The organism is Pseudoalteromonas sp. 0802 (assembly GCF_013350085.1).
Lineage (GTDB): Bacteria > Pseudomonadota > Gammaproteobacteria > Enterobacterales > Alteromonadaceae > Pseudoalteromonas.
In genome coordinates, this window is sequence record NZ_JABVXE010000001.1 from 250,136 (window position 1) to 276,892 (window position 26,757).

Sequence of the window (26,757 nt, forward strand, 5' to 3'; positions counted from 1 at the left end):
TTATTCTCCCGTTACTGAATGGCGAGTGTGACTGGCAATGTAGTCACTTTTCATATTGTGAAGATGAACATGTTGGCCCGTTTTTATTGCTTCAGTCGAAGAGCCAATTGAAGCCCCGTACTTTAAAATCTGCTCACCAGCGGCAATATCTTGGCAGGCAATTTTGTGCCCGATAGTGACACTTGAATCGAGTGTTATTACCTGATTTGTAATGTTAATTTGCTCGCCTTTTTGCGCCGAACGGCAGCAAACAATGACATTATCGTCTGGGTGTAACTGTACAAATTTATTCTCAGTCATAGCCATCTCACGTTGTTAATCTGCAACGATTTGAAAAATGAATTTCTTTGTAAAATATGTTTGGGCTTGAAGTGAGTCAACGCGTTTAGCGCGTATTTTAAACAGGTTTTTGTATATGAAATTTTTGCTGTAGCGATGTTTTATGTTTAATTATTTGTACAAAAATCACTCTCGCTGATGGTGATTTTCTACATCAAATAAGCACGACTCTATAAACTGGTTTGACACTGTTTTAATCGATTTTATAAGGCATGGCATGTAATGACCGAGCCTTGTATAAAGCAACTGGCTTGTTTATGAACACACACAAAAGAATAAACACTAAGCGTAACGATGACCGCGTCGTATCAAATGACATGCTGATCCCTTTTATTTTGGTTTCGGCACTTTTTCCACTTTGGGGTTTTGCAAACGATATAACCAATCCCTTAGTTAAGGCGTTTAAAGATATATTTTTGATCTCAAACACGCAAAGTAGCTTGGTGCAATTTGCGTTTTATTTAGGCTATGGCGTAATGGCAATTCCTGCCGCGTTGTTTATTCGTCGCTTTAGTTATAAATACGGCATTGTTTTAGGGCTTGGTCTTTATGCCGTTGGGGCTTTATTGTTTATTCCAGCAAGTATATATGGCGATTTTAACTATTTTCTTGCGGCATTATGCATATTGACCTGCGGTTTAGCGCTTTTAGAGACAACGGCAAACCCGTATATTTTATCAATGGGCAGTCCACAAACTGCAACCAAACGACTTAATTTAGCGCAAGCATTTAACCCAGTAGGCTCTTTACTTGGCATGTTTGTGGCCTCAAACTTGATTTTAAATAATCTTCATGTTGCAAAGTTTCGAGCAGCAGAAAAAGCAGCACATCCCGAGTATGCGCAAATGCTACCTTCGGTTGTCGATGGTACATTAACCGATGCACTACAGCAGTTTGCTGTAACCAACCCTGTACAACACCAACTCATGCAAAGCGCTGATTTAGCGACTATTCGCACCCCTTATGTAGTCATTGCACTGGTTGTGATCTGTTTACTGTTTGTTTATTTGTTTTATCGGTTGCCTAATACACAGCTCGTGGCATCAGATAAACGCAATCAAGCATTAAAGCCTTTATTTATAAGGCTTATAAACAACAAACCCTATCGTGAAGGGGTAGTAGCACAGGTGTTTTATGTAGGTGCTCAAATTATGTGTTGGACCTTTATTATTCACTACGGCATGGCTGAAGTAGGGCTAAGTGCAGCAGAGGCGCAGCATTTTAATATTATTGCTATGTGCTTTTTTCTTGCGAGCCGATTTTTATGTACCTACCTACTTAATTGGCTTAAAGCGGGGCTGTTATTAATGTGGTTTGCAATAGCCGCTGCGTGCTTGATGTGTGTGGTGGTATTTATCGGCGGTAAAGTGGGGCTTTACTCTTTGGTCGCCACCTCTGCCTGTATGTCTTTAATGTTTCCAACTATTTATGGCATTGCTTTGAATGGCTTAAAAGCGGATGCAAGTATTGCCTCTGCGGGGCTGGTAATGGCAATCGTTGGCGGGGCATTAATGCCGCCATTACAGGGGATGATTATTGATGCGAACCCCATTGCCTTTTTAAGTGCTGAACAAGCGTCATTTTTATTACCTATGCTGTGTTTTGTTGCAATTACGATTTTTGCGTATCGTGTTGTATTTATTCATAAACAATAAAAGGAGAGTCAGATGCAGTACTGCCTTACATTAGAGCTAAAAAACGACCCAGAGCTTATAGCTACCTACGAGCAATACCATAGCCCTAAACAAGTTTGGCCTGAAGTCATAAGTGCTATTCGCGATTCAGGAATTACCGACATGGCGATTCATCGTGTTGGCACAACCCTTATCATGATACTGCAAACCGATGATTCATTTAGCTTTACAGAAAAAGAAAAACAAGATGCAATGAACCCAAAGGTGCAACAATGGGAATGCCTAATGGAGCAGTTTCAAAACGTAGATAGTACTAATCAACAAAGTAAGTGGCAGTTAGTAGAGAGGATATTTTCTCTGGAAGAGCAGACGGGTTAGTTTCCGAGTATAAGTTTACGAATATAAGTTTCGAGGGGCTAGTTTCAAGTTACAAGTTTCAAGGGGCTAGATGCAAGGCGCTAGGTGTTAGGTGCTAGGTGTTAGGTGCTAGGTGTTAGGTGCTAGGGTAGACCGAGTGGATTCGAACCACCGATTTTTGGCGTGGGTCATAGAGAGCGGTAGTGCTCTAACCAACTGAGATATAGAATAATTAAAACTAAGAAAAATAGAATTGGTACGACCGAGTGGATTCGAACCACTGATTTTGGCGTGGGTCATAGAGAGCGGTAGTGCTCTAACCAACTGAGTGAAACTTTTTAGATTAGTGTACTTATTAATAGAAGTTGTAGGAATTACTAAGAAGCAATAAAGATATAATTGGTACGACCGAGTGGATTCGAACCACCGATTTTCGGCGTGGGTCATAGAGAGCGGTAGTGCTCTAACCAACTGAGATATAAAATAATTAAAACTAAGAAAAATAGAATTGGTACGACCGAGTGGATTCGAACCACCGATTTTGGCGTGGGTCATAGAGAGCGGTAGTGCTCTAACCAACTGAGCTACAGATGTTTTAAATTTGGAACATTAAGAATTGGTACGACCGAGTGGATTCGAACCACTGATTTTGGCGTGAGTCATAGAGAGCGGGAGTGCTCTAACCAACTGAGCTTAGGAATATTTTAAATTTGGAACATTAAGAATTGGTACGACCGAGTGGATTCGAACCACCGACCTCTACCATGTCAAGGTAGCGCTCTAACCAACTGAGCTACGGTCGTACTGGAAAAGCCATGATATAACCAAGAGGGATTTGGTTATACCTAAATCATGGTACAACCGAGTGGATTCGAACCACCGACCTATGAACCGGGCCGTTAAGAGTGGTAGTGCTCTTTCCTTTGATTATACCTAAATCATGGTACAACCGAGTGGATTCGAACCACCGACCCCTACCATGTCAAGGTAGTGCTCTAACCAACTGAGCTACGGTTGTATTTTGATTTAAAACAGTTGTTAGCGTGGCTAAACAACGGAGGCTAATATATAGTGACTGGTTGTGTGAATCAAGCAGCTTTAGCTATTTTTGTGCTAAGTGCTGGTTTTTTATTCATAACGGACTAATTTCGCACGTTCTGTAAAAACCTTGCCACCAAGCAACATGGCTTTTCGCAGAGCGCTTAAGACTTTGTAAAATTGCGGCATTACTGTCGCTATCTACAAACTGGGCCAATTCGGTGTCATGCCATATTTGCTGGTAAAGAGGTTGTAGAGTTTCTAATCGACCCACTAAGAATGATTGATAAGGCTGTAATTGCTCTAAATAAAACTTTTTAAACACATTGCTTAGTGTTTGTGCTTTTTGTTTATTCTTGTTGGCAGGGCAGAGCTCATCTTTTGAGTACTGCATGAGCAGCGCTGTTATTTGTCGATTGTAATGTGTTTGCACCCTTGCCGCAGAAATGAGTAGCTTGTTGTATTTAAAACGATTTAATACTTCGAGTTGGTTGATGATTTGCTCAGGCTCTATAGCGTTTATTTTGCCGGTATTAATTTGGTTGTTTAACTTAGCAATTTGCTCCATCGCGCTCACGGTTTCGCTAAAACCTGCGGTGTTTTCATCAATGTGTGTCGAACTTAGCTGCCAGCTTTGCTTAAACTCGCTTTCGTTGAGCAGCATAGCTTTAAAGTAATTTGATAGGTTTGCTTGCTTTTGTACTGCGGTGAGTTTTATTTTTTCAACTACCTCACCTTGCTCATCAAAGCTTTCTAAGCATTCATTTGCGCTTTGAATAAACTTAATTTGATAACTAAGAACATTAGCAGGCGTTGCTGTTTTGCCAAGCTGGTTATTGTGCTCAGCAATAAGGGTTGCAAGTTTACATTGACGTAACTGGGCAAGTTCAAGCATGCCAATGGTTGATTTATCTTCAGTATTTTCAGAAAAGTGGTTAACAGTTAGTGTACTTGGTTTAGAGAGTTTAAAACTTTCAGTTTTAAGTACGTTTTCTAATCTTTGAGCGTAGGTGTGATTTACATCACCGGAGGAGGGCGTGCAGGCAATAAGTGCCACACACGCTGTTGCGATGATAGAGTTTAAAAGGCTATTGGTTTTGCAAAAAAGGTGCATGTTTAAATCGCCTATGAACAGTGAACATCAACATAATTGCTGCGGCACTTAACCCCACAATAATGCCTATCCAAAAGCCATGAGGGCCCAGCGCTGGAACAATTAAATCTGTACGAGCAAGTACGAAGCCAAGCGCAAAGCCGATCAACCAATAGGATACAAAGGTGATATAACCAATCGGTGCCGTGTATTTCAATCCACGTAAAATACCATTGGCAGAAACTTGCAGGGCATCTGGTAACTGGTAGATACAAGCAAGTACCATGATTGAAGAAGCAAGAGCTAATACTTCAGGGTTGTCAGAATACAATTGGCTTATAATATCTCGAGCAAAAAAGGTCACACTTGCCAGTAAAAAAGCAATAATTGCCGCGAGAATATAACTCGTTTTAACGGCATTTTTTAACTGCTTATAATGTTGTTGGCCAAACAAATTGCCTATTCGAATGCTAATGGCAATTGAGAGGCTCAACGGCATCATAAACAGTAATGTCGTCACACTGGCTGCAATTTGGTGACCGGCAACAGCAACTGCACCTAAGTGCGCTATAAACAAAGGAATACAAGCAAATAGCGTTACTTCAAAAAAGGTAGCTAATGAAATTGGAATACCTACTTTGGTGATAGTCCATATAGTCGCGAGCTTTGGCGCTTTGAAATTGGCTAGCAATGCTTTGGCATCAATCTTTTTGTTAAAGTGACAATAAATAACCTGAGTTAACGCCATTGCTGTAAATACCAGCGCTGTGGCAATACCACAGCCCGCGCCACCGTACGCTTGAAAACCTAATTTACCGTGGATAAATACGTAGTTGGCCGGAATATTAACCGCTAAGCCAATTAAACTAATGTAAAAAGCAGGTTTGGTCATTCCCATACCTTCAGTGATATTGCGATACACACTGAAAAGTAAAAAACCAAAAATACCCCATTTAACAAAATGAATGTATTGCTCGGCTAAGCGGGTAATAGACTTTGAAGTATCTAATTGACTAAGCACCAAATCAGCGAGGCTTGCCAGCCCTAAACCGATTATGGCAAGTACTAATGCCAGATACAGGCCCTGTTGAAAATAATGACTAATACCTTGTTTATCGTTTGAACCAGCAAACTGCGCAATGATACCCGTTAACGCCAATAATATGCCTTGCAATGCAAGCATTAACGGATTCCAAATACCTGTTGCAATAGAAAGTGCCGCCAAGTCTGTTGCACTTACTTGGCCTGCCATCACGGTATCAACAACCGTCATTAAAATAAGGGTTACCTGTGCCAAAAAAACAGGAATGGCTAACGAAATTAACCTTTTGGCTTCCCAACTACAAAAAGACATAAATTACACGACTAAATAAACAGACAGCCATTGTAATCTATTCATAGATCAATAAAAATCGCAGTTATCTATTTAATGAAGAAAAGAGAAAGCGATGTTCACTGGAATTGTGCAAACGCAAGCCGTTGTGGTTGACGCTACTAACCAAGGCGGTGTACTGAGGCTAGCTTTAAAAGTAGATCAGCAATATGCTGAAAACTTGAATATCGGCGCGAGCATAGCTATTAATGGTTGTTGTTTAACCGTGGTGAAGTTTGCATCAGACACGAAAGGCTGCTGTGTTATAAATTTTGATGTGATTGATGAAACATTGAAGTTAACCAACCTAGGTATGCTGGCTGTCAATGATACGGTGAATTTTGAACGTTCAGTGACTTTTGGGACTGAATTAGGCGGGCATATCGTGTCGGGTCACATTCATTGTATGGCCGAGATACTTTCAATTAACCACCATCAAGATAACTGTAAAATGCAATTAGCATTAGCAAAAGAGTGGCAAAAATACGTGCTTTATAAGGGATTTGTGAGCGTTAACGGGGCAAGCCTCACTGTAGGTGAAGTTGATGAGCAGGGATTTTGGCTACACCTGATCCCAGAAACACTCTCTATTACCAATCTCGATAACTACCGCGAGGGTGATAAGTTAAATATCGAAGTTGATCAGCAAACTTATACCATTATCAACACGGTCGAAAATTATCTCTCGCAACAAGCAAAATAAATACAATAAACGAGCTAAATAAGTATAAAAACGAGCAAATTAAAAAATTTGCTCGTCGTCACTATCGACATGTAATTCGAGTTTGTTATGTGCGTAATCTATATGCATATTTAAATGAATGGGATTGCAACATGCTGCGCAATCTTCATAGTAATCTTGGTCACCGTCGCTTGCATCAAGTGAAACATGAATGTGGTGGCCACAGTGAGGGCATGAAATCCGTTGTGTGTATTGGTCTTTCATCAGCTTTTACCTTAATCAGGCATGCCTGAGTTCGTTAAATTGCAATCTTCGTTAAACCCTAACTCATCAAAAATGAATCTAGATTTAATTAGATTGATATAACTCACTAACCGAATAGATGTAAGCGTAGTGCTACCAATTCGGTTAGCATCTTTATTAATACGCTTTATAAGCTAAATATAGCTGTGTTTAGCGGTTTGTGACATTCCTTTTACAGTGAATTCTCGCTTATTTCAGTAGCTGATCAATTTGTTGTTTTGCTTCAGTAAGATAGTGCCCAGCAAATATATTGGCATTATTGAGCATAGGGTATAGTTGATAGATGGCTCTACGTTGCTCGTAACCTACCTGCAATGGGTAGATATCGTTATAGGCATCATAAAAGCTATCAGGCAATGGCGCATAAAGCTCACTCATTGCTATATCGCATTCCCGATCACCATAATAACAAGCAGGGTCAAATACACTGGGTACATTATTATAAAAGCCCATATTTCGACGCCAAAAATCACCGTGCAATAACGAAGGCTCTACAACATGGCTATGCAGTGCGTCTTTAACAAAAGCGATGAAGGTGTCTTGATTGACAAGCTCAATGCCTTTTTCTTGTAATAACTGTAATTGCCAACCAATGCGCTCTTCAGCAAAAAATACATCCCATTTTTTGTGCCAGCGATTTGGTTGTAGAGTCGGGCCAAGGAAGTTGTCGTTATCTAAGCCGAACATAGCTTGGGTATGCTTTTGGTGTAAATGGGCAAGGTGTTCTCCCATTTCATGCCAATTGGTATGGGGCTGTTTATCAAGCTCTAACCATTCAAGCACGATAAATGAAAACTCAATATTGCAACCTGTGGTGATGCAATCTGGGATCATAAATAAGCTTTCTTGGGTTAATAGCTCAAGATTAAAGGCTTCGCACTCTAGGCGCTCCAGATCACTCAAGTGAGCGACTTTCACAAAAAAGTGGTGTAGATCATCACCAATTTGGAAGTATTTGTCGTTATTGGGTGATTGTAATTGGCGCTTAAAGGTATGCTTAAAATCAAAGTGCATCGCTTGGCTAATCTGTTCATTCACCGAATTCCACATAATTTTGTTCACCTTTTAACCATATAATTAAACTATGGCAAAAAGACGATGAATTAACAAACCCATAGCGTTAATATTGTTAAAGTTTATCGAAGTATTTATGAGGGGTCAGATGAATAAAAGTCTCATTACTAATTTAGTGGCGCTTGCCTTAGTATTAGTCGGATTTTTATTTGAACAAGCAATTGTGCTTTCTGTTGGTTTATTTGCGTTATCGGGCGCAGTAACTAACTGGCTTGCTATTCACATGCTATTCGAAAAAGTACCATTTTTATACGGCTCAGGGGTTATCACTCTAAAGTTTGCGTCTTTTAAAGTGGCTATTCGTAACCTGATCATGACCGAGTTCTTCGCCGAAGAGAAAATAGATCAGGTCATGGCGCTCGCTAAGCCAAATATTGATTTAGAGCCTGTGATCAGTGAAGTTAATTTAAGTCCGGCTTATGACTCTTTAATTGAGGTTATAGAAAACTCTCAATTTGGTGGCATGCTGTCGATGTTTGGCGGCCGTGATGCGCTCGAGCCAATGCGAGAGCCCTTTATTGAAAAAATGAAAGCGGCGGTGATTGATATTTCTAAGAGCGACGAATTTAAAACCATTCTTGATGAAAAGCTATTTGCCAACTCTCATCTTGGTGGCTCATTGCACAGTACTGTTGAGCGTTTAGTAGATGAGCGTCTGAATGAGCTTACGCCAACCATGGTGAAAGATATTATTCAAACCATGATCAAAGAACATTTAGGTTGGTTAGTGATTTGGGGTGGGGTATTTGGCGGCCTATTTGGCCTGATAGCTGCGCTCGTTTAACGAAGAAGAAACTGTAGCAGGCCTTTAAAGACCTGCTACAGTGAATTCATCATTATTTAGAACCAGCAATAACAATCACCGTGTCATCAGATACTTTAGCAATATCTTGAATACTTGTTTTAGTTGCTGTTTCAAAATTTAAGTATTTCGCAGAGTTATGAAAACCATAAGTGCTTGCAAACTTATCAGTCGTCATATCATTGCAAAGTAGTTTTTCTGTCATTACTCGTTTGCTTAAGCGTAGATCGCGCATTGTGCTTGATACGTTTAATGGTTTGTTAGAAGCAATGGCCATGCAAGCTTGCGTGCCAGGCGAGTTATCTGCTGCGACAAATTGTGCTGCACCTGCATTAGTTGCTGCTAATGAAGAACCTAAAATTAATGCTGTACCTAGTGCTGTAGTTAACGTATTCATCTTTCTCTCCAGTTGTTGTCCGTATTACGTTTAGTATGTGCGACCTCGCTTTTTGGATACTTCACACTTCCTGTTTGCTGGGCACATTTAAAGTATTACGCTAAACAAGAACAATTGCTGTTAATGAAAATCGACAAGATGTAAGTAAGTATGTAGATGTGAACAAGTAAAACTAACCGCTTGATAAGTGCTATTTTAAAGTGTGAATTTTGACACAAATAGGCTGAAATTTTTTTTCATTTATTTTTTAAAACGTGTTTTGGCTCGTATTAAAGGCTTAATTTTTACGTAGCTGTTACATTTAAGTATTAACTCTAGCTTTTCTTTAAAAGGCTAATCAGAGTATAAGGAGCATGAGTGACCACAAAATTAGCAGGCTATTATCAACAAGCCTATGCATCTGAATCAAAACACTTTAATCAATGTTTTTATTGTGGTTGTGAAGCAACTGAGCGAGATTTTTGTCCGCCACTGCATATGCTACAAAGTATTATAGATTTAGGCGAAGAGGCTGAATTTATATCAATTCCAGCATGTTATGAGTGCTTTGCATTACTGCATAACGAACGAGTGCTGACTATTGATGGGCGAGTGACAAAGCTTAAAAAGAAACTCTCAACAAAATATGCAAAAGCGCTGAGAATTTATCACATGTGGCATGAGAGTGAACTTCACGATATGAGTGATGAGTTTGTGCACAGTATTAAAGCAGGCATGAAGTTAGGTGCAGAGGCAGCTGAGCGACTTGCATTTCAAGGTTTCAGCTATGCAACTGAAGATGCCAGTGTCACTATTCGTGAGAAGCGTGCCGAATTTGATGTGCAAGGCAAAGTCTTTTATGACTTTAAAGACGCGCTTAATTACTGCATTAATGATTTACAAGTCGACAGAACAGAATTCTATAAGCTGGTGGTAGAAGATTATAATGGCGATTTTAACCGAGCATTGAGTCAATACCGCCATCGACACGAAAAAGTAACCGCAGCTAACGATGCTGATTCACTGATTAAGAGTTTTGCCAAGCAGCATAAGCAAAACTCAGACTTTGTAACTCGAACTGTGAAACATTTTATCAACAAAGATCCGAGCTTAACGACCGAAGGTGCGTTAGAGCAGTTATATAACAACTACATAAAGAAATAGCGTTCTGTGAGGCTGGTTGTTCGTCTTGAATATTGGTGACTGGCCTCGTTTACTCGCATTAGAATTAACAATTAGTTAAAGTAATTAAATAATAAAAAAGAGGAACGTAAGAATGCAGAAATTTGCACCATCCTTGTTGGTTATGGCGCTTGGTGTCGCGTTAGCGGGCTGCCAAGACAATGGCCCGCAAGATCCAAAAGTCTCAATTAACAAAAACCCATACCCTAGCACTTATCAGCCACTTGCATCACAAAGTACGTTAATCACTAATGCCACTGTTTTAACCGGCACTGGTGAACGTTTAGATGACGCAGATGTATTCTTTGTTGATGGCAAAGTACAACAAGTAGGTAAAGACCTTTCTGTTCAAGCTGATAAAACAATTGATGCACAAGGCAAATGGGTAACACCGGGTATTATTGACGTGCACTCACATTTAGGTGCATACCCAACTCCATCGGTGGCATCTCACCAAGATGGTAACGAGATGACCAGCCCTGTGACTGCAGAAGTATGGGTTGAGCATTCAGTATGGCCACAAGATCCTGGTTTTAACCGTGCTCGTGAAGGCGGTATTACGTCATTACAAATTCTACCAGGTTCAGCAAACTTAATTGGTGGCCGCGGTGTAACACTTAAAAACATTCCTTCGCACACAATGCAAGGTATGAAATTCCCTGAAGCACCGTATGGTTTAAAAATGGCATGTGGTGAAAACCCTAAACGTGTTTATGGCCGTAAAGGTGTTTTACCATCAACGCGTATGGGTAACATGGCGGGCTATCGCACAGCGTGGATTGAAGCGACTGAGTACAAACGCGAGTGGGATAAATACGAAAGTGATTATGCCGCGGGTAAAAACCCTGCAGCACCTCACCGTGACATTAAGCTAGATACGCTAGCTGGTGTGTTAGAAGGTGACATTTTAATCCATAACCACTGTTATAAAGCAGAAGAAATGGCCATGATGATCGACCTTGGTAAAGAGTTCGGTTATCACTCAGGTACTTTCCATCACGGTGTTGAAGCATACAAAATTGCTGATTTACTTGCCCAGAACGGTAACTGTGCGGCACTTTGGCCTGATTGGTGGGGCTTTAAAATGGAAGCCTACGACATGGTTCAAGAGAACGTAGCAATTGTAGATGCTGTTAAAAATTCATGTGCCGTTGTTCACTCTGATTCTGATACAACTATCCAACGCTTAAACCAAGAAGCCGGTAAAGTGATGTATCGCGCAAATGATGTGGGCTATGACATCTCTGAGCAACACGCAATTAAGTGGATCACTTCAAACGCGGCTAAATCGCTAGGTATTGATGATAAAACAGGGTCACTTGAAGCAGGTAAGCAAGCTGATGTGGTTATTTGGAACCAAAACCCATTCAGTGTTTATGCGAAAGCTGAACAAGTATTTATCGATGGTGCCAAAGTTTATGATCGTAACGATGATAAATACCAAGCACAAAGTGATTTCATGCTAGGTCAAAAATAGGAGTAACATTGATGACAAAATTAACTAAATCATTAAAGCTGTCACTTGTTGCTGCTGGCTTATTTTCTGCGACAGCAAGTGCTGCATCGGTAGCGATTGTAAATGCAACACTACACACTTCAACAGAGCAAGGCGTACTTGAAGGCGCAAGCGTTGTTATTGAAGATGGCAAAATTGTTGCTATTAACCCTGCGTCTATCAACGCGGATACAACCATTGATGCAAAAGGCCAAATCGTGACTGCTGGCTTTATTGGTACTATGAACCAATTAGGCTTAGTCGAAGTGGGTGCTGTTGCAGGGTCGCGCGATGGTGGTGACGACAAAGCGGGCATTGATTTTGATCCAAGCCTTGCGTTCAACCCACGCAGTAGCTTAATTCCTTATGCACGCAAAGGCGGCATTACTCAAGATGTCATTGTACCAAACGGCGGTGACAGTATTTTTGCGGGTCTTGCATCTGTAGTTGATCTATCAGGCAGCTTTGAAAGCGTAAATAAAAAGCAAGTTGCGCTTGTTGTTCACCTAGGCGAAAAGAGTAAAGGCTCACGTGCTATGTCGATGAAAACACTTATCGACAAACTTGAAGGCGAAAAGTCTGCTAAAAAAGATGACAAAAAAGAGCCATCAACAGAGCAAAAAGTGCTAGCAGCTGTGCTTTCGGGTGATATGCCGCTGATTGCGAGTGTTCAACGCGCATCTGACATCTATGAACTTGTAAAGCTAAAAGAAACCTATGGCATCAATTTAGTGATTCATGGCGGTGATGATGCTGTTGTGGTTGCGGATGCTCTAGCTAAAGCGGATGTTCCTGTGATCATCAGTTCTATGGCTAACTTACCGGGTAGCTTTGACTCATTACATGCAAACCTTGCTAACGCAGGTAAGCTTGAAAAAGCCGGTGTAAAAGTCATTATTGGTGTTGCAGGTGACTCAAGCCACAATGTATACCAATTACGTTTTGATGCAGGTAATGCCGTGTCATACGGTATGAGCCAACAAGGTGCACTTAGCGCAGTAACCAGCAATATTGCTGATGTTTTTGGTTTAAACTCAGGCGCAATTGCCAAAGGTAAACGTGCAAACCTAGTTATGTGGTCTGCAGATCCATTTGAGCTAAACTCACACGTAAGCAAAATGTGGATCAACGGTGAAGAGGTTTCAACCGAAGCGCGTCAAGACAAACTACGCGATCGTTATACAACTGATTCAGCGATGCCACGCGCTTATACTAAATAAGCGTTTAAGCATTAAAAAGGCCGCAAATTTGCGGCCTTTTTTAATACCAATCAGCAATAATACTTAAACATTTTGAGGGATTAAACCTGTCGCTACCTGCGTTAAAAATTTCTCATTTAGAACAACTAAATAACGAAATTTTTGCCTTGTTATCAACTAGGTTTTATTGCCTCAAAATAGCTCACTTAATTAAGCTAATTGGTATAATGCTTATTTTTCAAAGTAAAAGCTAAAAAATTAGATTGCTTAGTTTATAAAGGCTAAGGCCAAATATAAGCAGTATTACTGGCACAATCACAAGGTTAAGTAACAGCGAATTAGTGTAGCCTTTCATCACCGATTTTTGATTCACTAACCACACAAGGTAACAGGTTACAATTGGCAGTAATAAACCATTGGCAGCTTGCGCAAAGATGATAACCGCAACCGGGTCAAGCCCAAGCGATGCGACCAGTGCACCAAAAACAAGAATAGTAATAGCAACCAGTTTAAAACGTGTATCACTCATTTGTGTTGACCAACCAAGCATGCCGCATACAGCATAGGCACCCGCAAGTGGTGCGGTGATTGCACTAGTAAGCCCGGCAGCACATAAACCGATAGCAAAGAAATAATGAGCCATACCACCTAGAAGTGGCTCAAGCTGCACAGCCATATTGGCCGCTGAAATTTTACCTGCATCGGTACCGTAAAATGCCACAGAGGCTGTTGATAAGATAGCTAACGTGATTATGCCACCTAAAGTTATCGAAATACCGGTATCAAGGTTTGTTTCTTTGATAACTTTGTCGATATTTTTTGAACTATCGTGTTTTTCTGCAAGTACCCCAGAGTGTAAAAACAGGTTGTAGGGCACAATTGTTGTGCCTATCAAGGCAAGTACCGTGGTGATAGAATTATCAGGTAAGCTAGGTATAAATCCTTTTAGCACTTCTCCAAGTGGCGGAGCCGCCATCACCAGCGTTGAAATAAACACTAAACTCATCAACACCACTAAAACAATTAACGCACCCTCAATGACTTTATGTTTGCCAGTGTACAAAAGAACTGCACTTAAAATTGCAATAAGGGGAGTCCTGAGTAATGGGCTTACAGAAGGTAGTATTTCTTGCAGTCCTAAACTTGCACCAGTCAGATTACCAGCTTCATAAGCTGCACTGCCAATGCCAATCGCACTTATTACTAATATTACAGCCAAGGCTTTAAATACCGGTGTTTGAATGGTGGTTCTAAGTGCAGAGGCTAAATCTAGCCCAGTAGCCACACCAAGACGAGCTGCCATAGATTGCAGCAAAATAGTCGCTATGACAGAGAACAATAACGTCCAAATAAGAGCAAAGCCAAAATTAGCACCAGCAACACTTGCCGTGGTGATGGTACCTGGGCCAATAAAAGCAGCGGTGACCAGAAGTCCGGGACCTAAACGCATAAAAAACCTTTATTATTAGAGTTTTAGTATTTTTGTGGGGGAATATTATTCATACCACAAAATGATCAATAGGTAAGGGTAAAGGCTCTTAAGGTTGCGGTAAAGTAGAAATAGCAACAAGGTTAACCTTAATCGAAATTTAAGAAAATTGAATAATGCTAATTGCAAGTAAGTCTTATTTAAGTTATTTTGTTGTATATGCAACTATATGTGGTGAATGCTTTTGGAAAACAATAAACACCAAGCAGAAGTGCCTTTAACGGTCTCTATGGGACATTTAACAGGTTTAGCGAGTCGTTTATTTAATCGGCTTTTAACTTCTCGGTTTAAGCAGGCAGGTATAAATATCACTGCGGAACAATGGGGAGTGATCTTAACTTTAAAGCAATATGGCTCCATATCACAGAGCCAAATCTGTGACATTTTGTATCTTGAAAAATCAAGCGTAAGCCGCTCAGTAGAAGTATTAGAGAAAAATGGCTGGATTATGCGAGTTAAGTCGGAAACAGATAGCCGTACTAAATTGGTTAACCTGACAGAGCAGTCACTCGATGTTGTAAGCGAATGCACAAAAATTGCTCAGGGTGTATTAGATGATTCTCAAAATCATATTGATCTTAAAGGTTTAAATGAATCGCAAGAGCTATTAGTTAAGGTTGTCTCAAATCTTCGATCTTTGCTCAAATCTTAAATTATATTTTTTATTAATAAGGAATTAGTATGTCTAAAAGAAATGCATTAATTACAGGTGGTGCGCGTGGTATTGGTGCAGCTTGCGCAAAGGCATTGGCTGCTGAGGGTTACCGAGTATTTATTAATTATGTAAATAGCTCAGAAGTTGCAAACAAGCTTGCTGATGAAATTATCGCAAATGGTGGTGAGGCTTTTGCTGTTAAAGCAGACGTCCGAGATCCACTTCAAGTTGAAGAAATGATCAACAATATTAGCCAGCATGGCGGAGTTGATGCACTTATCTCAAATGCGAATATGAGTTTTACTTCGAAGCCATTTCTTGATCAAACTTGGCAAGAATTTTCTCAAAAATTAAATGATGAAATGTTTGCGGCTTACAATACAGCTCAACTTGCAGCTAAGGTAATGAAAGAAAAACATTTTGGTCGATTAATATTTATATCAAGTACTTTATCAGAAATGCCAGCACCCGCTTTTATTGCCCATGGTACTGCAAAAGGCGCACTTGATAGTTTCAATAAATATTTGGCTCAAGAGCTTGGCCCTTATGGGATCACTTCAAATATTGTTGCGCCAGGTCTTGTAGAAACAGATGCAACAAAAGAAGCGCCAGAAGAGTTTAAAGAAATGATTAGGCAACACACTCCAACTCAAAAAATTGCTCAACCTGAAGATGTTGCGAACACAGTGCGCTATTTAGCAAGCGAGAAAAGTGGTCATATCACAGGCACTTACAACCCTGTTTGTGGTGGTGCTTATATTCAATAATTTGAATAAACGTACAGCAAAACTAACGGTGCTTTTTAAAGCACCGTTTTAGTTTAGCGACCTGTAAAAATAAATTTAGTTTTTTAAGTTTCAAATAATACTCACATCTATTTTTACTTCATAAATTGCTCAGCAACACTGTAAAATTTATACACTTTGCGAACAATTGGTACTGCAGAAACTAAATCATATAAATAACCAATTATAAATCAGTGCTTTAAATTGGTTGGTTTTTTGCAACGAATAGGCATTCATGTTGTTATAGAAAAGGAAATGAAAATGCCTGAACTTACTTTTTCAGCATATGCGGCTATGTATGTTTATCTAATTATGCTTACTACTCAGTGGATAGTTGCAGCTGTCACAAAAGCCAAGCAACCCAATGCGGTGCCTGGTAAACTCGATAATTCATTAAGTCATGATAGCTTTGTGTTTCGTTCACATCGCACATTTATGAATACCTTAGAAAATAGCCCGTTATTTTTAGGTACCGTATTTCTGGGGTTCTTTTTAAACTTGAACAGCAGCGCATTTGCACTGTGTATTTGGATGTATGTGATAGCCAGAATCATTCATATGCTGCTGTATTATGGTGTGGCTACTGAGAAGAATCCAAGCCCACGCAGCTATTTCTTTTTAATCGCTGCTTTGGCAAATATTGTGATGCTCATTCTGATTGGTTTACGTTTGATTTAAACAGCATTGCTAACATATAAAAAAGGCATTGAAAGAATACTCATTCAATGCCTTTTTTAATAGTGAAAAACTAGCTACTCAACGCCGATAAAGCCACCGGTTTGATGTGACCATAAGGCTGCATAGATGCCACCTTGGGCAATTAATTGCTCATGAGAGCCTTGTTCAACCACACCCCCTTCATCAAGTACAATGAGCCTATCCATTTGCGCAATAGTTGATAAACGGTGTGCAATGGCAATTACAGTTTTGCCAGTCATTAAATCGTCTAGGCTAGTTTGAATCGCGGCTTCAACTTCAGAATCAAGAGCACTGGTTGCTTCATCCAATATAAGAATTGGCGCATCTTTTAGAAGCACTCGTGCAATAGCAATACGTTGACGTTGACCACCAGAAAGCTTCACACCGCGTTCACCAACTTGTGCGGCAAAGCCTTTATTGCCTTTGCTATCTTCTAGGTCTTCGATGAACTCAATTGCTTCTGCTTGCTTTGCGGCCGCAAGCATTTCATCTTCAGTAGCATCGGGCCTGCCATATAGAATATTATCTTTTACTGAGCGGTGTAACAGCGAGGTATCTTGCGTCACCATCGCTATGTGCTTACGTAAACTTTCTTGGCTTACCTCAGCGATGTTTTGACCATCAATACGAATTGTGCCCGAGTCAACATCATAAAAACGCAGTAATAAATTCACTAAGGTAGATTTACCCGCACCAGAGCGGCCGACTAAACCTATTTTTTCACCCGGTTTGATGTCTAGATTTAAGCCATTGATAACAGGGCCGCGATGGGTTTCGTTGGCAGCTTTACCATAGTTAAATTGCACATTATCAAAGCTTATCGACCCATCATTAACTGCAAGGGTACTCGCATTTTCTTTATCATCCACTTCAATCGGTGTTGATAGTGTTTTCATACCATCAGCAACAGTACCAATGTTTTCAAATAGGCTACTTATCTCCCACATGATCCACTGTGCCATACCGTTTAATCTCAATGATAAACTCACCGCAATGGCGATAGCACCAACACTGATGGCGCTAATTGACCATAAATACAAAGAGAGGGCTGCAATACTGAATACCAATAAATAATTTAGCGTGTTGATAGAGAAGTTTAGGCTAGTAACTAAGCGCATTTGCTTATATACCGGTTGTAAAAACACATCCATGCTATCTTTTGCATATTGTTCTTCTCGCTGTGTGTAGGAGAACAATTTGATAGTAGAAATGTTAGTGTAGCTATCAACCACACGGCCAGTCATTTCTGAGCGTGCATCAGCCTGCGAGCTGGCTACTTTTTTTAGCTTAGGTACAAAATACATTTGAATAGCGGCATAAAGAACTAACCAAACCAATAATGGCAACATTAAACGCCAGTCAGATTCTGCGACCAAAAACACCATGGCGCCAAAGTAGACAACGATATACATTAATACATCGAGCAATTTCATCACTGATTCACGAACAGCTAATGAGGTTTGCATGACTTTTGTCGCAATACGGCCGGCAAATTCGTTTTGATAAAAACTAACACTCTGACGAAGCAAATAACGGTGTGCTAACCAACGGATAGACATAGGATAGTTGCCAAGCAGCGCTTGATGTAACACCGCTGAGTGAAAGAACACAACAATAGGTAACACCACCAGCAACATAATCGCCATTTTTGTAAGCTCAGCCTGCTGTTCAACAAACAAGGTATCTGGGGTGTATTGACCAAGCCAATCGACCAGTTGCCCCATGTAACTAAATAGCGATACTTCTAAAATTGCTAGTGCAGCGGCGCTTAACGACATCAGCAGCAATGAAAGCTCCATGCCACGTGTATAATGACGGCAAAAAGCAAATAAGCTATTAGGTGGCTGAGAGGGTTGCTCTTTAGGAAACGGATTAGTCATCCGCTCAAATAAACGATACATAGACGACGCTTTTTAAAAAATCAAAGTGGTCTTACTATATCATTTGAGTGGTTTTTTAGCAGTTCATTTAATTTAAAAACTAAGATTAAAATCTATCAACTATTCAGTTATTTACATCTAGTGTGAGAAATGAAAATATAATAAGAAAAAGGAATTAATGATGAAAAAGTTGCTTTGTACGCTGTCCCTCGTTTTTAGCTTACCGCTTTGTGCCTACCAAACCGACACCGACATATTTAAGGGAAAAAAAACCAGCATCGAGAAACCTGTAACGGTGACATTACCTGATGGCTATCAGGACTCAAAAAAATACAATGTTATCTATGTATTACATGGCTACAGTGGAAATCACAGCGATTGGACTAAGCTGACAAACATTGAAAAACTGGCAGACCAATATGATGTCATCATTGTTAATCCAGATGGCAATTTTGGTTCGTGGTATCTCGATTCTGATATCGACAAAAGCTCGCAATACGAAACCTACATCGCAGACGATTTACTAAATTATATCGATTCTAAATATTCGACCAACCGGTCTAAAAGTGGCCGTGCAATCACAGGCTTATCAATGGGGGGCTTTGGTGCTTTGCACATTGCAATAAATCACCCAAACCTGTTTGCTGCAGTTTCAGGAATATCTGCTGGGGTTGATGTTAGGCCCTTTAGTGCAGAGTTTGACCTTGCAAAAGTACTAGGCAGTTACGCTGAAAACAAAGAAAAATGGGATAGCATTGCCATTATTAACAACCTCCATAAAATTGCTGCTGGCAATACGGCATGGAAAAGGGGCGCGGATACCTTACCTATTATGCTTGATATAGGCGTTGATGACTTTTTTATTGAGCAAAACCGAGCGCTACACCAGGCGATGTTAAAAATGCGCATCCGCCATGACTATGTTGAACGTCCGGGCATTCATGACTGGCACTATTGGAATAAAGTGATTGCCTATCAATTTTTATTCTTAACCTCTCATATGGCGCCATAAAAGATGTTTCAACGTATTCTTGTGTTAATTGCTATCGGCTTTTTTGGTTTTATTGGTTGGGTTATCTATCTTGCCAATACTGGGCAAAAGTCGGTGTTTTTCGAACTCGTTGCGGCAATTCCTTACGGTGATAAGTTGGGGCATTTTTGTTTATTTGGACTACTTACGCTATTCATCAATCTTGCCTTTAAGTTTAAAACAATGAACGTTGCTGGGCGGCCTATTTATTTAGCAGTGTTGATTGTTAGTACATTTGTGATTTTAGAAGAGCTAAGCCAGAATTTTGTCGAATCTCGAACGCTAGACTTTGTCGATTTAATTGCTGACTTTGCGGGTATTGCGGTATTTAGCGCTATTTCAGCTTGGCTTTGCAAAAAGTTATATCCAACTAAGGTCTAAACTTTCAGTGACTTGTTAGGTTTCGTCTATACTCAGTGTAGACCTAGCTTAAAAGTTGCGTATGAACAAAGATACCTCGGATTATTTGTCAGACATTATTGAGCTTCTACTCGATGCAGTATGCGTAGTTGATGCCAAAGGCACGTTACTTTTTACTAATCCAGCCTTTGAAACAATTTTCGGATACGCGCCAGAAGAAGCCATCAATAGAAACATGCTCGACTTTGTCTATCCAGAAGACAGAGCCAAAACCATCAATGCCATTAATCAAATAGTGGTTAATGATCAGCACCCACGATTTGAAAACCGCTGGGTTAGAAAAGATGGCCGAGTAGTGCACGTTTTGTGGTCTGTTTATTGGTCTAAAGAAAAACAAGTCAGAGTGGCTATTGCTTATGACATTACAGAGCAAAAAAAGCTTGAACAAAAATTGATTTATATGGCAGGGCACGACCCTCTGACCGATCTTCCCAACCGCAGTTTCTTAACCACCCAGCTTGAAGAATCATTGTCGATTGCGAACACCATTTCAACTGTGATTGCAGTACTGTTTATTGATATTGATGGCTTTAAGCAAGTTAATGATATTCATGGTCATGGCGCTGGCGACAAACTATTAAAAACCATTGCCATGCGTATTCGTCATGTTCTCAAAAAAGAAGACAGTGTAGGGCGCTTAGGTGGCGATGAGTTTGTAGTTATCCTCAATAGCATTAAACACAAAAAAGACGTCATCGAAATGGTTGATGAATTGATAGCTGAGATTTGCCAACCCTTAATTTATAACGATGCAGAGCTTATTTACTCGCCAAGTATTGGTGCCGTATTGTTCCCCGAGCATTATGGTGACGCAGAATATCTCATTCAGTGTGCCGATAAAGCCATGTACAAAGCAAAGTATGAAGGGGGTAATCGCATGGTGTTTTATAATGAAGGAATAAAGTTACCCGGCGCTAAAAGCACAGGGTAACTTTGGAGTGAACGCAGTGTTATTTACAATAAGTACTTGGCACGCAGGATTTGAATGTCTTCATCGCTTACGTCTAATTCAGCTTGAATGTAATTAAGTACACTTCCGTGTTGCTGCTCCATGCTCTCAATTGCAGATTCAAGTAAAGGCTGAGTGACCCCTTTAAGTGGCATCGCTACTTCTTTTGGTAGGCTGGCAAAAAACTGCATCATTGCTGCATATTTTGGGTCCATTTTGCCAGTGTCTTCAGCAAGCATATTTTCAAAATCAAGGTAGTCGTTTGATGCAAGATAGTCATTCATAATTGTCTGTTGATCAACGCCTAGCACAGTTAAAATCAATGCAGCACTGATACCTGTACGGTCTTTTCCTGCCGTACAATGGAACAATAAACCGCCGTCTTTATTTACTAAGCGGTCGAACATTTGTGTGTAGTTTTGCTTTTGGTCTTCTACAATTCGCGGGTACATTTGTACCATCACATTTTCGAGCTTTTCACGGCTTAGGTTAGGGTCACGAAGCACTTTGCCGATTTGTCCCATATCAAAGTCCATTTCGTAGTCACGGTCGATGATTTCGACCTTATCAGCAGCCCACACTGTCACTTCTGAATCTCGCTCTGAATTAGCACGAAAATCAACAAGGGTATCGATATTTAAGCTATTGATAAGCGCATAGTCGTCGTTTGTTAGATTCGCTAAAACCCCAGAACGGTAAATTTTGCCCCATTTTACAGTGCGGCCATCTTGGGTTTTGTAGCCGCCTAAGTCGCGGAAGTTACGGCCACCTTCAAGTGGAATTAGTCGCGTTGTGGTCATAGTTACTTCACCATTTTCTGGTTTTACAAAAAAGTAGTAACGCTGATGCTCATCACTTGGTGACCAATTAAATACATTGGTAGTAATATCATCAGCAATGAGTATTGCATTCGTTAAATCGGGTGTTGTTGATACCAGCACATCAACAGCTGCAGGGACATCTTGCTGCCAGCTAATTTGGTAGTTTTCATTATTAAAATTAGTTTGCGCAGATTCAATAGCGACTTTAGGCGCAGTTGCTGTGCAAGCTGCAAGTGTTGATGAGACTAAAGCAGCAATGGCAATCTTTTTAAATATTGTTTTCATGGTTATTCCTTAGTTATTACTCGGCTCAGAGCGATTAAACTCTGAGCTGAAAATTCAAAAGTAGGTTAGAAGTTGATGCGAACACCCGCCATATAACGGCGGCCGTAGCGTTCAATTTGGTTAGGGGTGGCTTCTGTGCCGATGTAACGCACGTCAATTTCATCGGTAAGGTTGTTGATGTTTGCGTAAAAACTCACATCTGAACCATACACAGGCTCTGCTAATGTGTAACTCAGTGAAAGGTCTAAACGGGTCTGTGCTGCCCAATATTCACCCATGCTGTCGTTTTCTGTGGTTGATAACCAATCATCACGATACTGATAATTTAATCGCGCGGAGAATAGGTCGTTTTCATAGTAAACAGAGCTGTTGAAAATCATGTCTGATGTGCCTGGTAAACTAAAGCTGCTACCTGAAAGCGTGGTAAATTCACTGTCTAAGAGGGTTAGGTTGGCAGAGAAACCAAAACCATCCCAACTTTCAGAGATAAAATCGCTGGCTTGGCCAATAAAGTTAAGCTCGATACCTTGGAAGTGACCTTCGTCACCATTGATAAACCCTGTGTATTTCCATTGTTCACCGGCAAATTCACTTATGTAGTTACCTGCATCTACATAGGTCGTATCCGCATAAATCACATCATCAATGTGTCGGTAGAAAGCGCCTACTGCAGCAAGACTTGCATCGCCTGCATACCACTCTAATGACATATCAGCACCATATGAAGACTCTGCCTCTAAGAACGGATTACCCCCCGAGATGGTTTGCTCTGTGGTATCAATCGATGCTGATGCGCGCCATTCATTGTAAGTAGGGCGGCTCATACCCGTTGAAAGTGCGGCTCTGAATTTAACTTGATCAGATAAATCAACATTTAAATTCACACTCGGTAATACTTCGGTGAAGGTATCAGAATGTTCTCCTTCTGGACCACTGCTGGTGTAGTCAGTACTTTCAATACGTACCCCACTGACTAAAGAACCCCATTTGAATTGATTGGTCACCATGGCATAGGCGGTAGTGATGTTTTCATCAATATTTATTTTGCTGGCGTTATCTGGGGTGACTGTAAGTCCACCTGATGCGCTTTCTAAATCTGCTCTAAGCTGTTTATTGTCGAAGTAAGTGCCGTTAATGCTGTTTGTGAAATCTGTATGCCACGCTTGATCAGTTACATAGTCACTTGGATTGATCCCATATAGTGATCCCATGCCACCATTTGTGCCATAGCCCTGTGCTTCACGCTGGTCATGGCCTAGCCCCATTTTAAAGGTGTTGTTAAGCCCTGCGAAAGTAAAGTCAGTTTCTGCGTCTAGTTTAAATTGCAAGCTATCAATCGATAACGCACTGCCGTAAACCAGCAGCATTTCGTAGCCATAATCTATATCATTAAGGGAAGTGCCTGGTGCAAGTGTGACAAGAGGGTCGTTAATATCTGTTACATCATAGCTTGCGACCGCTGCGCCATATAAACTATAAGGCAGGGGTAAAAACACATCGTTTTCGGTTTTTGTGAAGTTTGTACGCGCTTCTAAAAACCAATCACCTAACTGGAGATCAGCACCAAGTGTGTTGGTCCATGTTGAGTTCTCATACAAACCATACTCTAAAGAGCGGCTTACCATGGCAAGGCCTGTGCCTGTTTCACCTGCAGCTAGGTTGCTGCCCGCAGCTTCTGCACCGCCTGCAAAATCAAACACATACTGGTTGCGCTCTTCATGATCTTGGAATTTACTGTATAGCGTGCTGAAGAAAAAACTGTTCATTGAATCGCTCGGACGATATTCAAATCGGCCACCATAGGCTTCGTCTTCACGTTTTACTTTATAGCTACGCATATCAAGTTCGTTAACTAGAAGCTCTGAATCCACTTGTTCTAAGTCGAATTCGCGGTTATCCGTGATTTGTTCACGGCTGTTTTGTGATGCGAATAAACTAATGCCTACATTTTCACCAGACCATGATGTTCGCACTGAAAACTTACTAATATCGCCATCCCCTAATGCTTGATTACCTAAACCTACATCAGTGGCTAGTGAGAAACCTTCAACATCAAACGGGTTAAAAGTTTCGATATTAATAAAACCAGCAATCGATTCGCCTGGCATATCAGGCATAATTGCTTTATTGGCAGATAAACGACTAGTAATAACAGACGGGAAGCTGTCAAAACGCGGAATACGGCCATTTTCAGCGCCAGGAATGGTCATGCCATCTATGGCAATTGTGGTGTAACGAAACGGTGCACCGCGAAAGTTTATATAGCGTGCTTGGCCTTGATCGCGTTCAATAGCAAGGCCTGGAACGCGACCCAATGAATCCGCTAAGTTTTGGTCAGGAAAGCGTCCAATGGTATCAGCAGCAACAATATCAACAAAGTTAGAGGCAGATTGCTTTGCCATAATAGCTGCTTTTTGGCTGTCTTTGATAGGGGATGCAACAGCAACAACTTCTTCTATTTCGTTATAGTCGTTTGTTTGTGCTGCATAGCTATATGACGATGAACAGGCAAGTACTACGCAAGCCGCTAATCGATTTCGAGCAAATGGTGTCACTTGAATACTCCGGGTTATTTTGGATGTTTTAAAAAGTTGGGCAAAGAATGGAATAGAAATATTGCAGTTTGGTTAAACCGGCATCGATATAAAATACAGGGATATCTTTTAAATTTTTGTGTTTATTAAACAATGGGTTGGTAATTTTTAGAGATGTCTTTTTGATTAATTTACTTAACCAAATAAGGGGACGTGAAAAGTTAAATTTGATGTTTTTATGACAAATAAACTAACCCAAACGCTTTTCATAAGTTTGTAATACAAATGCTATAAATTAGTCACTTAAAAGACACTTTTAACAATAAAAAATGCCACGTATTTTTGTTTTCACTATTTTAAGATTGCTTATTGCCACACTGGTTTTACTGCCTACAATGGCGTTTTTAAGCCAGCAAACAATTGAGCCTGTGGTTTTAAAAGAGCAATACAGTTACAGCTGCAAAGTAAAAAATACGAGTGGTAAAAAGCATTTTCATATTTATATGCCGACCAATTGGCAGGTTGAAGAGTTTGCGCAGACCTTATGTGATACGTTGCTCGCTAAGCAGAGTTTTGAAACTGTCACTGTGTCTTGGCAACCCAGAGAAATGCTAAGTACAGAACAATTACTCAGTGACAATTATGCACTTTTTCTAAATCGTGATTATGCCTTAAGTGGTCTACTGCCAAATTGGGATGATTTTTATACAGCAATATTAAGCTTGCCAAGTTATCAGGTTTCGTGGTTTTCACATCAAGACAATATGCAGCTTTCAGCAAATTCATTAAAAAATAAACGAATAGGTTTACTCGAAGACAAGCGCAGTGAGTCTGGTTATTTAGCCCCTATGAGTGAATTAAAACAGTTTGGTCATGGGCTTGATAATGCACAATTGGTTTTTTACCCTAATAGAGAAAGTTTGGTTTATGATTTCTTGGCAGAAAAACTCGATATTATTCCGAGTGTCGGTCACCATGGGCAATTAAAGCGTTGGCCAGCTTCAAAAACACAGCCTTTACAGCATGTTTCATCAACCTTATCTTGGTACCTTAATGATCAATATGCTGATTTAGCGCCGCCCCTTGTAACCTATTTACAGCAATATCAGTCAAGGCTGTTAAAGGTTCATACCACGCATCCTTATAGTCTGGATAAGGGGCTAAGATGAATTACTTAAAAGCCCTTGTATTATTTTTACTTATTTTTTTTGGGCTGATTTATTTATCTGGGCAAAATGCTAAGCAGCAACTAATGATGACACTTGCAGAGCAGCTTCCTCAGGTTGTTAACCCTTCACTCAATAATGCCATAGATGAAAGCCAAGAACTTTCGCGCATGAGCCACTCACTATTAGATGATTTGCATGACATTACTTTTTTATCAAAGCTACCGGGGGATTTAGTTGCGTCTTTGACTGTGACTGAATTAAACCTAAGTAAAATACAGCTCTCAGGAAGTGACACACTTAACTGGCTATTTGGTAATCACGCACTCTATGCAAGCATTGATAGTTCAGTTAACTTTAACTATTGGCTGGTGGCTTTTTGGGCAAGCGCATTTACTGCAGTAGGTCTACTTATTGATTATTTGTTCAAGTTTATATTTAAGCTCCAGACTAACAGGCAAAAAGTACCTATACCCGATCAATTAATGACTGCGGAAGATAAGTTAAGCACTGCTATTGAAGAGTTACGCTGGTTTGATGGTTTAAAGCAACAGGGTTTAATAAAGGGTTTAACGGCACAGCAAGAATTACAATTGGCATCGCTTAAAGAGCAGCAACAATGTTGGTTTAGCATAGCCCTAAAGCAAGGTTTAAACATTGAACAAGCATTAAAAGCAGCAGAGGCTGATGATGCGTTATGCTTTGACTTAGCAAATCAACAAGTGATTATCCATGGAGTGCCTATCCGGCTTTCAAAGACACCTTTACTTTATTATTTTTGGTATGCAAAAAGAAAGTTTGAAGCCGAGCCTGCTTATTTAAATCCGCCACAGGGTAAACCTGATCATAAAAATGGCCAGCAGCTAGCCAAATTAATGCAGCAGTATGGTGGTCACCAAAAAGCGATACGTGATCTTGATGAAGGCTTAAAAGGTAAAACCTTAGATCAAAACCGCAACAAAATTAAAACTGAGCTGCAACGCGTGCTTGAAGGATTGGCATGTGATTATCTTTTTGATAGTGAAAGGGACGAGCGAACTGCTCGCTATCGTTATAGCTTGAAGTTACCAGCGTCTAAATTAAAGCTTGGCCCGTAGT

Annotated in this window: 25 protein-coding genes and 2 tRNA genes; 15 read left to right on the top strand and 12 right to left on the bottom strand. The window is 40.3% G+C overall.

The features are described 5' to 3' along the window. Positions 1 to 300, bottom strand: coding sequence for a UxaA family hydrolase (locus tag HUS61_RS01210; RefSeq protein WP_175081861.1), 300 nt, complete (start codon positions 298 to 300; stop codon positions 1 to 3). A gap of 296 nt (positions 301 to 596) precedes the next feature. Between HUS61_RS01210 and fucP the strand changes: the two genes are divergently transcribed. After that, complete coding sequence (gene fucP, locus HUS61_RS01215; protein WP_175081862.1) at positions 597 to 1,994, top strand: L-fucose:H+ symporter permease; 1,398 nt, start codon at positions 597 to 599, stop codon at positions 1,992 to 1,994. A 12-nt stretch (positions 1,995 to 2,006) separates the two neighbouring features. Continuing rightward, entirely contained in the window at positions 2,007 to 2,351 is a 345-nt protein-coding gene (locus HUS61_RS01220) for an L-rhamnose mutarotase (RefSeq protein WP_175081863.1), read from the top strand. Positions 2,352 to 3,056: 705 nt separating this feature from the next. On the opposite strand, the gene HUS61_RS01225 is transcribed toward HUS61_RS01220, so the two are convergent. From HUS61_RS01225 to HUS61_RS01240, 4 genes are all read right to left on the bottom strand, one after another. Next, a tRNA-Val gene (locus HUS61_RS01225) sits at positions 3,057 to 3,133 on the bottom strand. A gap of 138 nt (positions 3,134 to 3,271) precedes the next feature. Then, positions 3,272 to 3,348: transfer RNA gene (locus HUS61_RS01230), tRNA-Val, on the bottom strand. Between the two features lie 114 nt (positions 3,349 to 3,462). Next, positions 3,463 to 4,482: a DUF3080 family protein gene (locus HUS61_RS01235; RefSeq protein ID WP_175081864.1), complete on the bottom strand. Its 1,020-nt coding sequence runs from the start codon at positions 4,480 to 4,482 to the stop codon at positions 3,463 to 3,465. Next, positions 4,457 to 5,815, bottom strand: a complete 1,359-nt coding sequence (locus tag HUS61_RS01240; protein ID WP_175081865.1) for an MATE family efflux transporter — start codon at positions 5,813 to 5,815, stop codon at positions 4,457 to 4,459. The genes HUS61_RS01235 and HUS61_RS01240 overlap by 26 nt, the downstream gene beginning before the upstream one ends. Positions 5,816 to 5,909: 94 nt before the next feature. On the opposite strand from HUS61_RS01240, the gene HUS61_RS01245 reads away from it, so the two are divergent. Continuing rightward, complete coding sequence (locus tag HUS61_RS01245; protein WP_175081866.1) at positions 5,910 to 6,536, top strand: riboflavin synthase subunit alpha; 627 nt, start codon at positions 5,910 to 5,912, stop codon at positions 6,534 to 6,536. 39 nt (positions 6,537 to 6,575) lie between these two features. Here HUS61_RS01245 and HUS61_RS01250 read toward each other — a convergent pair whose 3' ends face one another. Then, positions 6,576 to 6,779 carry a CPXCG motif-containing cysteine-rich protein gene (locus HUS61_RS01250; protein WP_175081867.1) on the bottom strand — a complete coding sequence of 68 codons (204 nt, stop codon included), beginning with the start codon at positions 6,777 to 6,779 and terminating at the stop codon, positions 6,576 to 6,578. A 228-nt stretch (positions 6,780 to 7,007) separates the two neighbouring features. Then, positions 7,008 to 7,868: a fructosamine kinase family protein gene (locus HUS61_RS01255; RefSeq protein ID WP_175081868.1), complete on the bottom strand. Its 861-nt coding sequence runs from the start codon at positions 7,866 to 7,868 to the stop codon at positions 7,008 to 7,010. Between the two features lie 112 nt (positions 7,869 to 7,980). Here HUS61_RS01255 and HUS61_RS01260 point away from each other — a divergent pair, with 112 nt between their 5' ends. Continuing rightward, entirely contained in the window at positions 7,981 to 8,676 is a 696-nt protein-coding gene (locus HUS61_RS01260) for a DUF445 domain-containing protein (RefSeq protein ID WP_175081869.1), read from the top strand. Positions 8,677 to 8,728: 52 nt separating this feature from the next. Here the strand turns inward: HUS61_RS01260 and HUS61_RS01265 are convergent, their stop codons facing one another. After that, positions 8,729 to 9,091 carry a DUF3718 domain-containing protein gene (locus tag HUS61_RS01265; RefSeq protein WP_175081870.1) on the bottom strand — a complete coding sequence of 121 codons (363 nt, stop codon included), beginning with the start codon at positions 9,089 to 9,091 and terminating at the stop codon, positions 8,729 to 8,731. Between the two features lie 357 nt (positions 9,092 to 9,448). Between HUS61_RS01265 and HUS61_RS01270 the strand changes: the two genes are divergently transcribed. The 3 genes from HUS61_RS01270 to HUS61_RS01280 all read left to right on the top strand — a co-directional run bounded on the left by HUS61_RS01270 (position 9,449) and on the right by HUS61_RS01280 (position 12,967). Further along, complete coding sequence (locus HUS61_RS01270; RefSeq protein ID WP_175081871.1) at positions 9,449 to 10,234, top strand: hypothetical protein; 786 nt, start codon at positions 9,449 to 9,451, stop codon at positions 10,232 to 10,234. Between the two features lie 112 nt (positions 10,235 to 10,346). Then, on the top strand, positions 10,347 to 11,729 hold the full coding sequence (locus tag HUS61_RS01275; protein ID WP_062565285.1) for an amidohydrolase: 1,383 nt from the start codon (positions 10,347 to 10,349) through the stop codon (positions 11,727 to 11,729). An 11-nt stretch (positions 11,730 to 11,740) separates the two neighbouring features. Further along, positions 11,741 to 12,967, top strand: a complete 1,227-nt coding sequence (locus HUS61_RS01280) for an amidohydrolase family protein (protein ID WP_175081872.1) — start codon at positions 11,741 to 11,743, stop codon at positions 12,965 to 12,967. A 229-nt stretch (positions 12,968 to 13,196) separates the two neighbouring features. Here HUS61_RS01280 and HUS61_RS01285 read toward each other — a convergent pair whose 3' ends face one another. Continuing rightward, the gene (locus HUS61_RS01285; RefSeq protein WP_175081873.1) at positions 13,197 to 14,396 is read right to left on the bottom strand and encodes an Nramp family divalent metal transporter; all 1,200 of its coding nucleotides are present in this window, start codon (positions 14,394 to 14,396) and stop codon (positions 13,197 to 13,199) included. Positions 14,397 to 14,619: 223 nt separating this feature from the next. Here HUS61_RS01285 and HUS61_RS01290 point away from each other — a divergent pair, with 223 nt between their 5' ends. From HUS61_RS01290 to HUS61_RS01300, 3 genes are all read left to right on the top strand, one after another. Further along, positions 14,620 to 15,087 carry a MarR family winged helix-turn-helix transcriptional regulator gene (locus tag HUS61_RS01290; protein ID WP_220094649.1) on the top strand — a complete coding sequence of 156 codons (468 nt, stop codon included), beginning with the start codon at positions 14,620 to 14,622 and terminating at the stop codon, positions 15,085 to 15,087. A gap of 29 nt (positions 15,088 to 15,116) precedes the next feature. Then, complete coding sequence (locus HUS61_RS01295) at positions 15,117 to 15,857, top strand: SDR family oxidoreductase (RefSeq protein ID WP_175081875.1); 741 nt, start codon at positions 15,117 to 15,119, stop codon at positions 15,855 to 15,857. A gap of 279 nt (positions 15,858 to 16,136) precedes the next feature. Then, the gene (locus HUS61_RS01300) at positions 16,137 to 16,553 is read left to right on the top strand and encodes an MAPEG family protein (RefSeq protein ID WP_175081876.1); all 417 of its coding nucleotides are present in this window, start codon (positions 16,137 to 16,139) and stop codon (positions 16,551 to 16,553) included. A gap of 74 nt (positions 16,554 to 16,627) precedes the next feature. On the opposite strand, the gene HUS61_RS01305 is transcribed toward HUS61_RS01300, so the two are convergent. Continuing rightward, positions 16,628 to 18,475 (bottom strand): ABC transporter ATP-binding protein, encoded by a 1,848-nt coding sequence (locus HUS61_RS01305; RefSeq protein WP_175081877.1) that lies wholly within the window; start codon positions 18,473 to 18,475, stop codon positions 16,628 to 16,630. Between the two features lie 157 nt (positions 18,476 to 18,632). On the opposite strand from HUS61_RS01305, the gene HUS61_RS01310 reads away from it, so the two are divergent. The 3 genes from HUS61_RS01310 to HUS61_RS01320 all read left to right on the top strand — a co-directional run bounded on the left by HUS61_RS01310 (position 18,633) and on the right by HUS61_RS01320 (position 20,835). Beyond that, positions 18,633 to 19,466: an alpha/beta hydrolase family protein gene (locus HUS61_RS01310; protein WP_258539850.1), complete on the top strand. Its 834-nt coding sequence runs from the start codon at positions 18,633 to 18,635 to the stop codon at positions 19,464 to 19,466. A 3-nt stretch (positions 19,467 to 19,469) separates the two neighbouring features. Continuing rightward, positions 19,470 to 19,865: a VanZ family protein gene (locus HUS61_RS01315; protein ID WP_175081879.1), complete on the top strand. Its 396-nt coding sequence runs from the start codon at positions 19,470 to 19,472 to the stop codon at positions 19,863 to 19,865. 61 nt (positions 19,866 to 19,926) lie between these two features. Next, positions 19,927 to 20,835 (top strand): GGDEF domain-containing protein, encoded by a 909-nt coding sequence (locus HUS61_RS01320; protein ID WP_130166392.1) that lies wholly within the window; start codon positions 19,927 to 19,929, stop codon positions 20,833 to 20,835. Positions 20,836 to 20,858: 23 nt separating this feature from the next. Here HUS61_RS01320 and HUS61_RS01325 read toward each other — a convergent pair whose 3' ends face one another. Continuing rightward, positions 20,859 to 21,959 (bottom strand): tyrosine-protein phosphatase, encoded by a 1,101-nt coding sequence (locus HUS61_RS01325; protein WP_175081880.1) that lies wholly within the window; start codon positions 21,957 to 21,959, stop codon positions 20,859 to 20,861. 65 nt (positions 21,960 to 22,024) lie between these two features. After that, complete coding sequence (locus tag HUS61_RS01330; protein ID WP_175081881.1) at positions 22,025 to 24,514, bottom strand: TonB-dependent receptor; 2,490 nt, start codon at positions 24,512 to 24,514, stop codon at positions 22,025 to 22,027. Positions 24,515 to 24,822: 308 nt separating this feature from the next. Between HUS61_RS01330 and HUS61_RS01335 the strand changes: the two genes are divergently transcribed. Together HUS61_RS01335 and HUS61_RS01340 are read left to right on the top strand one after the other, a co-directional pair. Further along, entirely contained in the window at positions 24,823 to 25,662 is an 840-nt protein-coding gene (locus HUS61_RS01335; protein ID WP_175081882.1) for a hypothetical protein, read from the top strand. Next, positions 25,659 to 26,756: a hypothetical protein gene (locus HUS61_RS01340; RefSeq protein WP_175081883.1), complete on the top strand. Its 1,098-nt coding sequence runs from the start codon at positions 25,659 to 25,661 to the stop codon at positions 26,754 to 26,756. Before HUS61_RS01335 ends, HUS61_RS01340 begins: the two co-directional genes overlap by 4 nt. Position 26,757 lies beyond the last annotated feature (1 nt).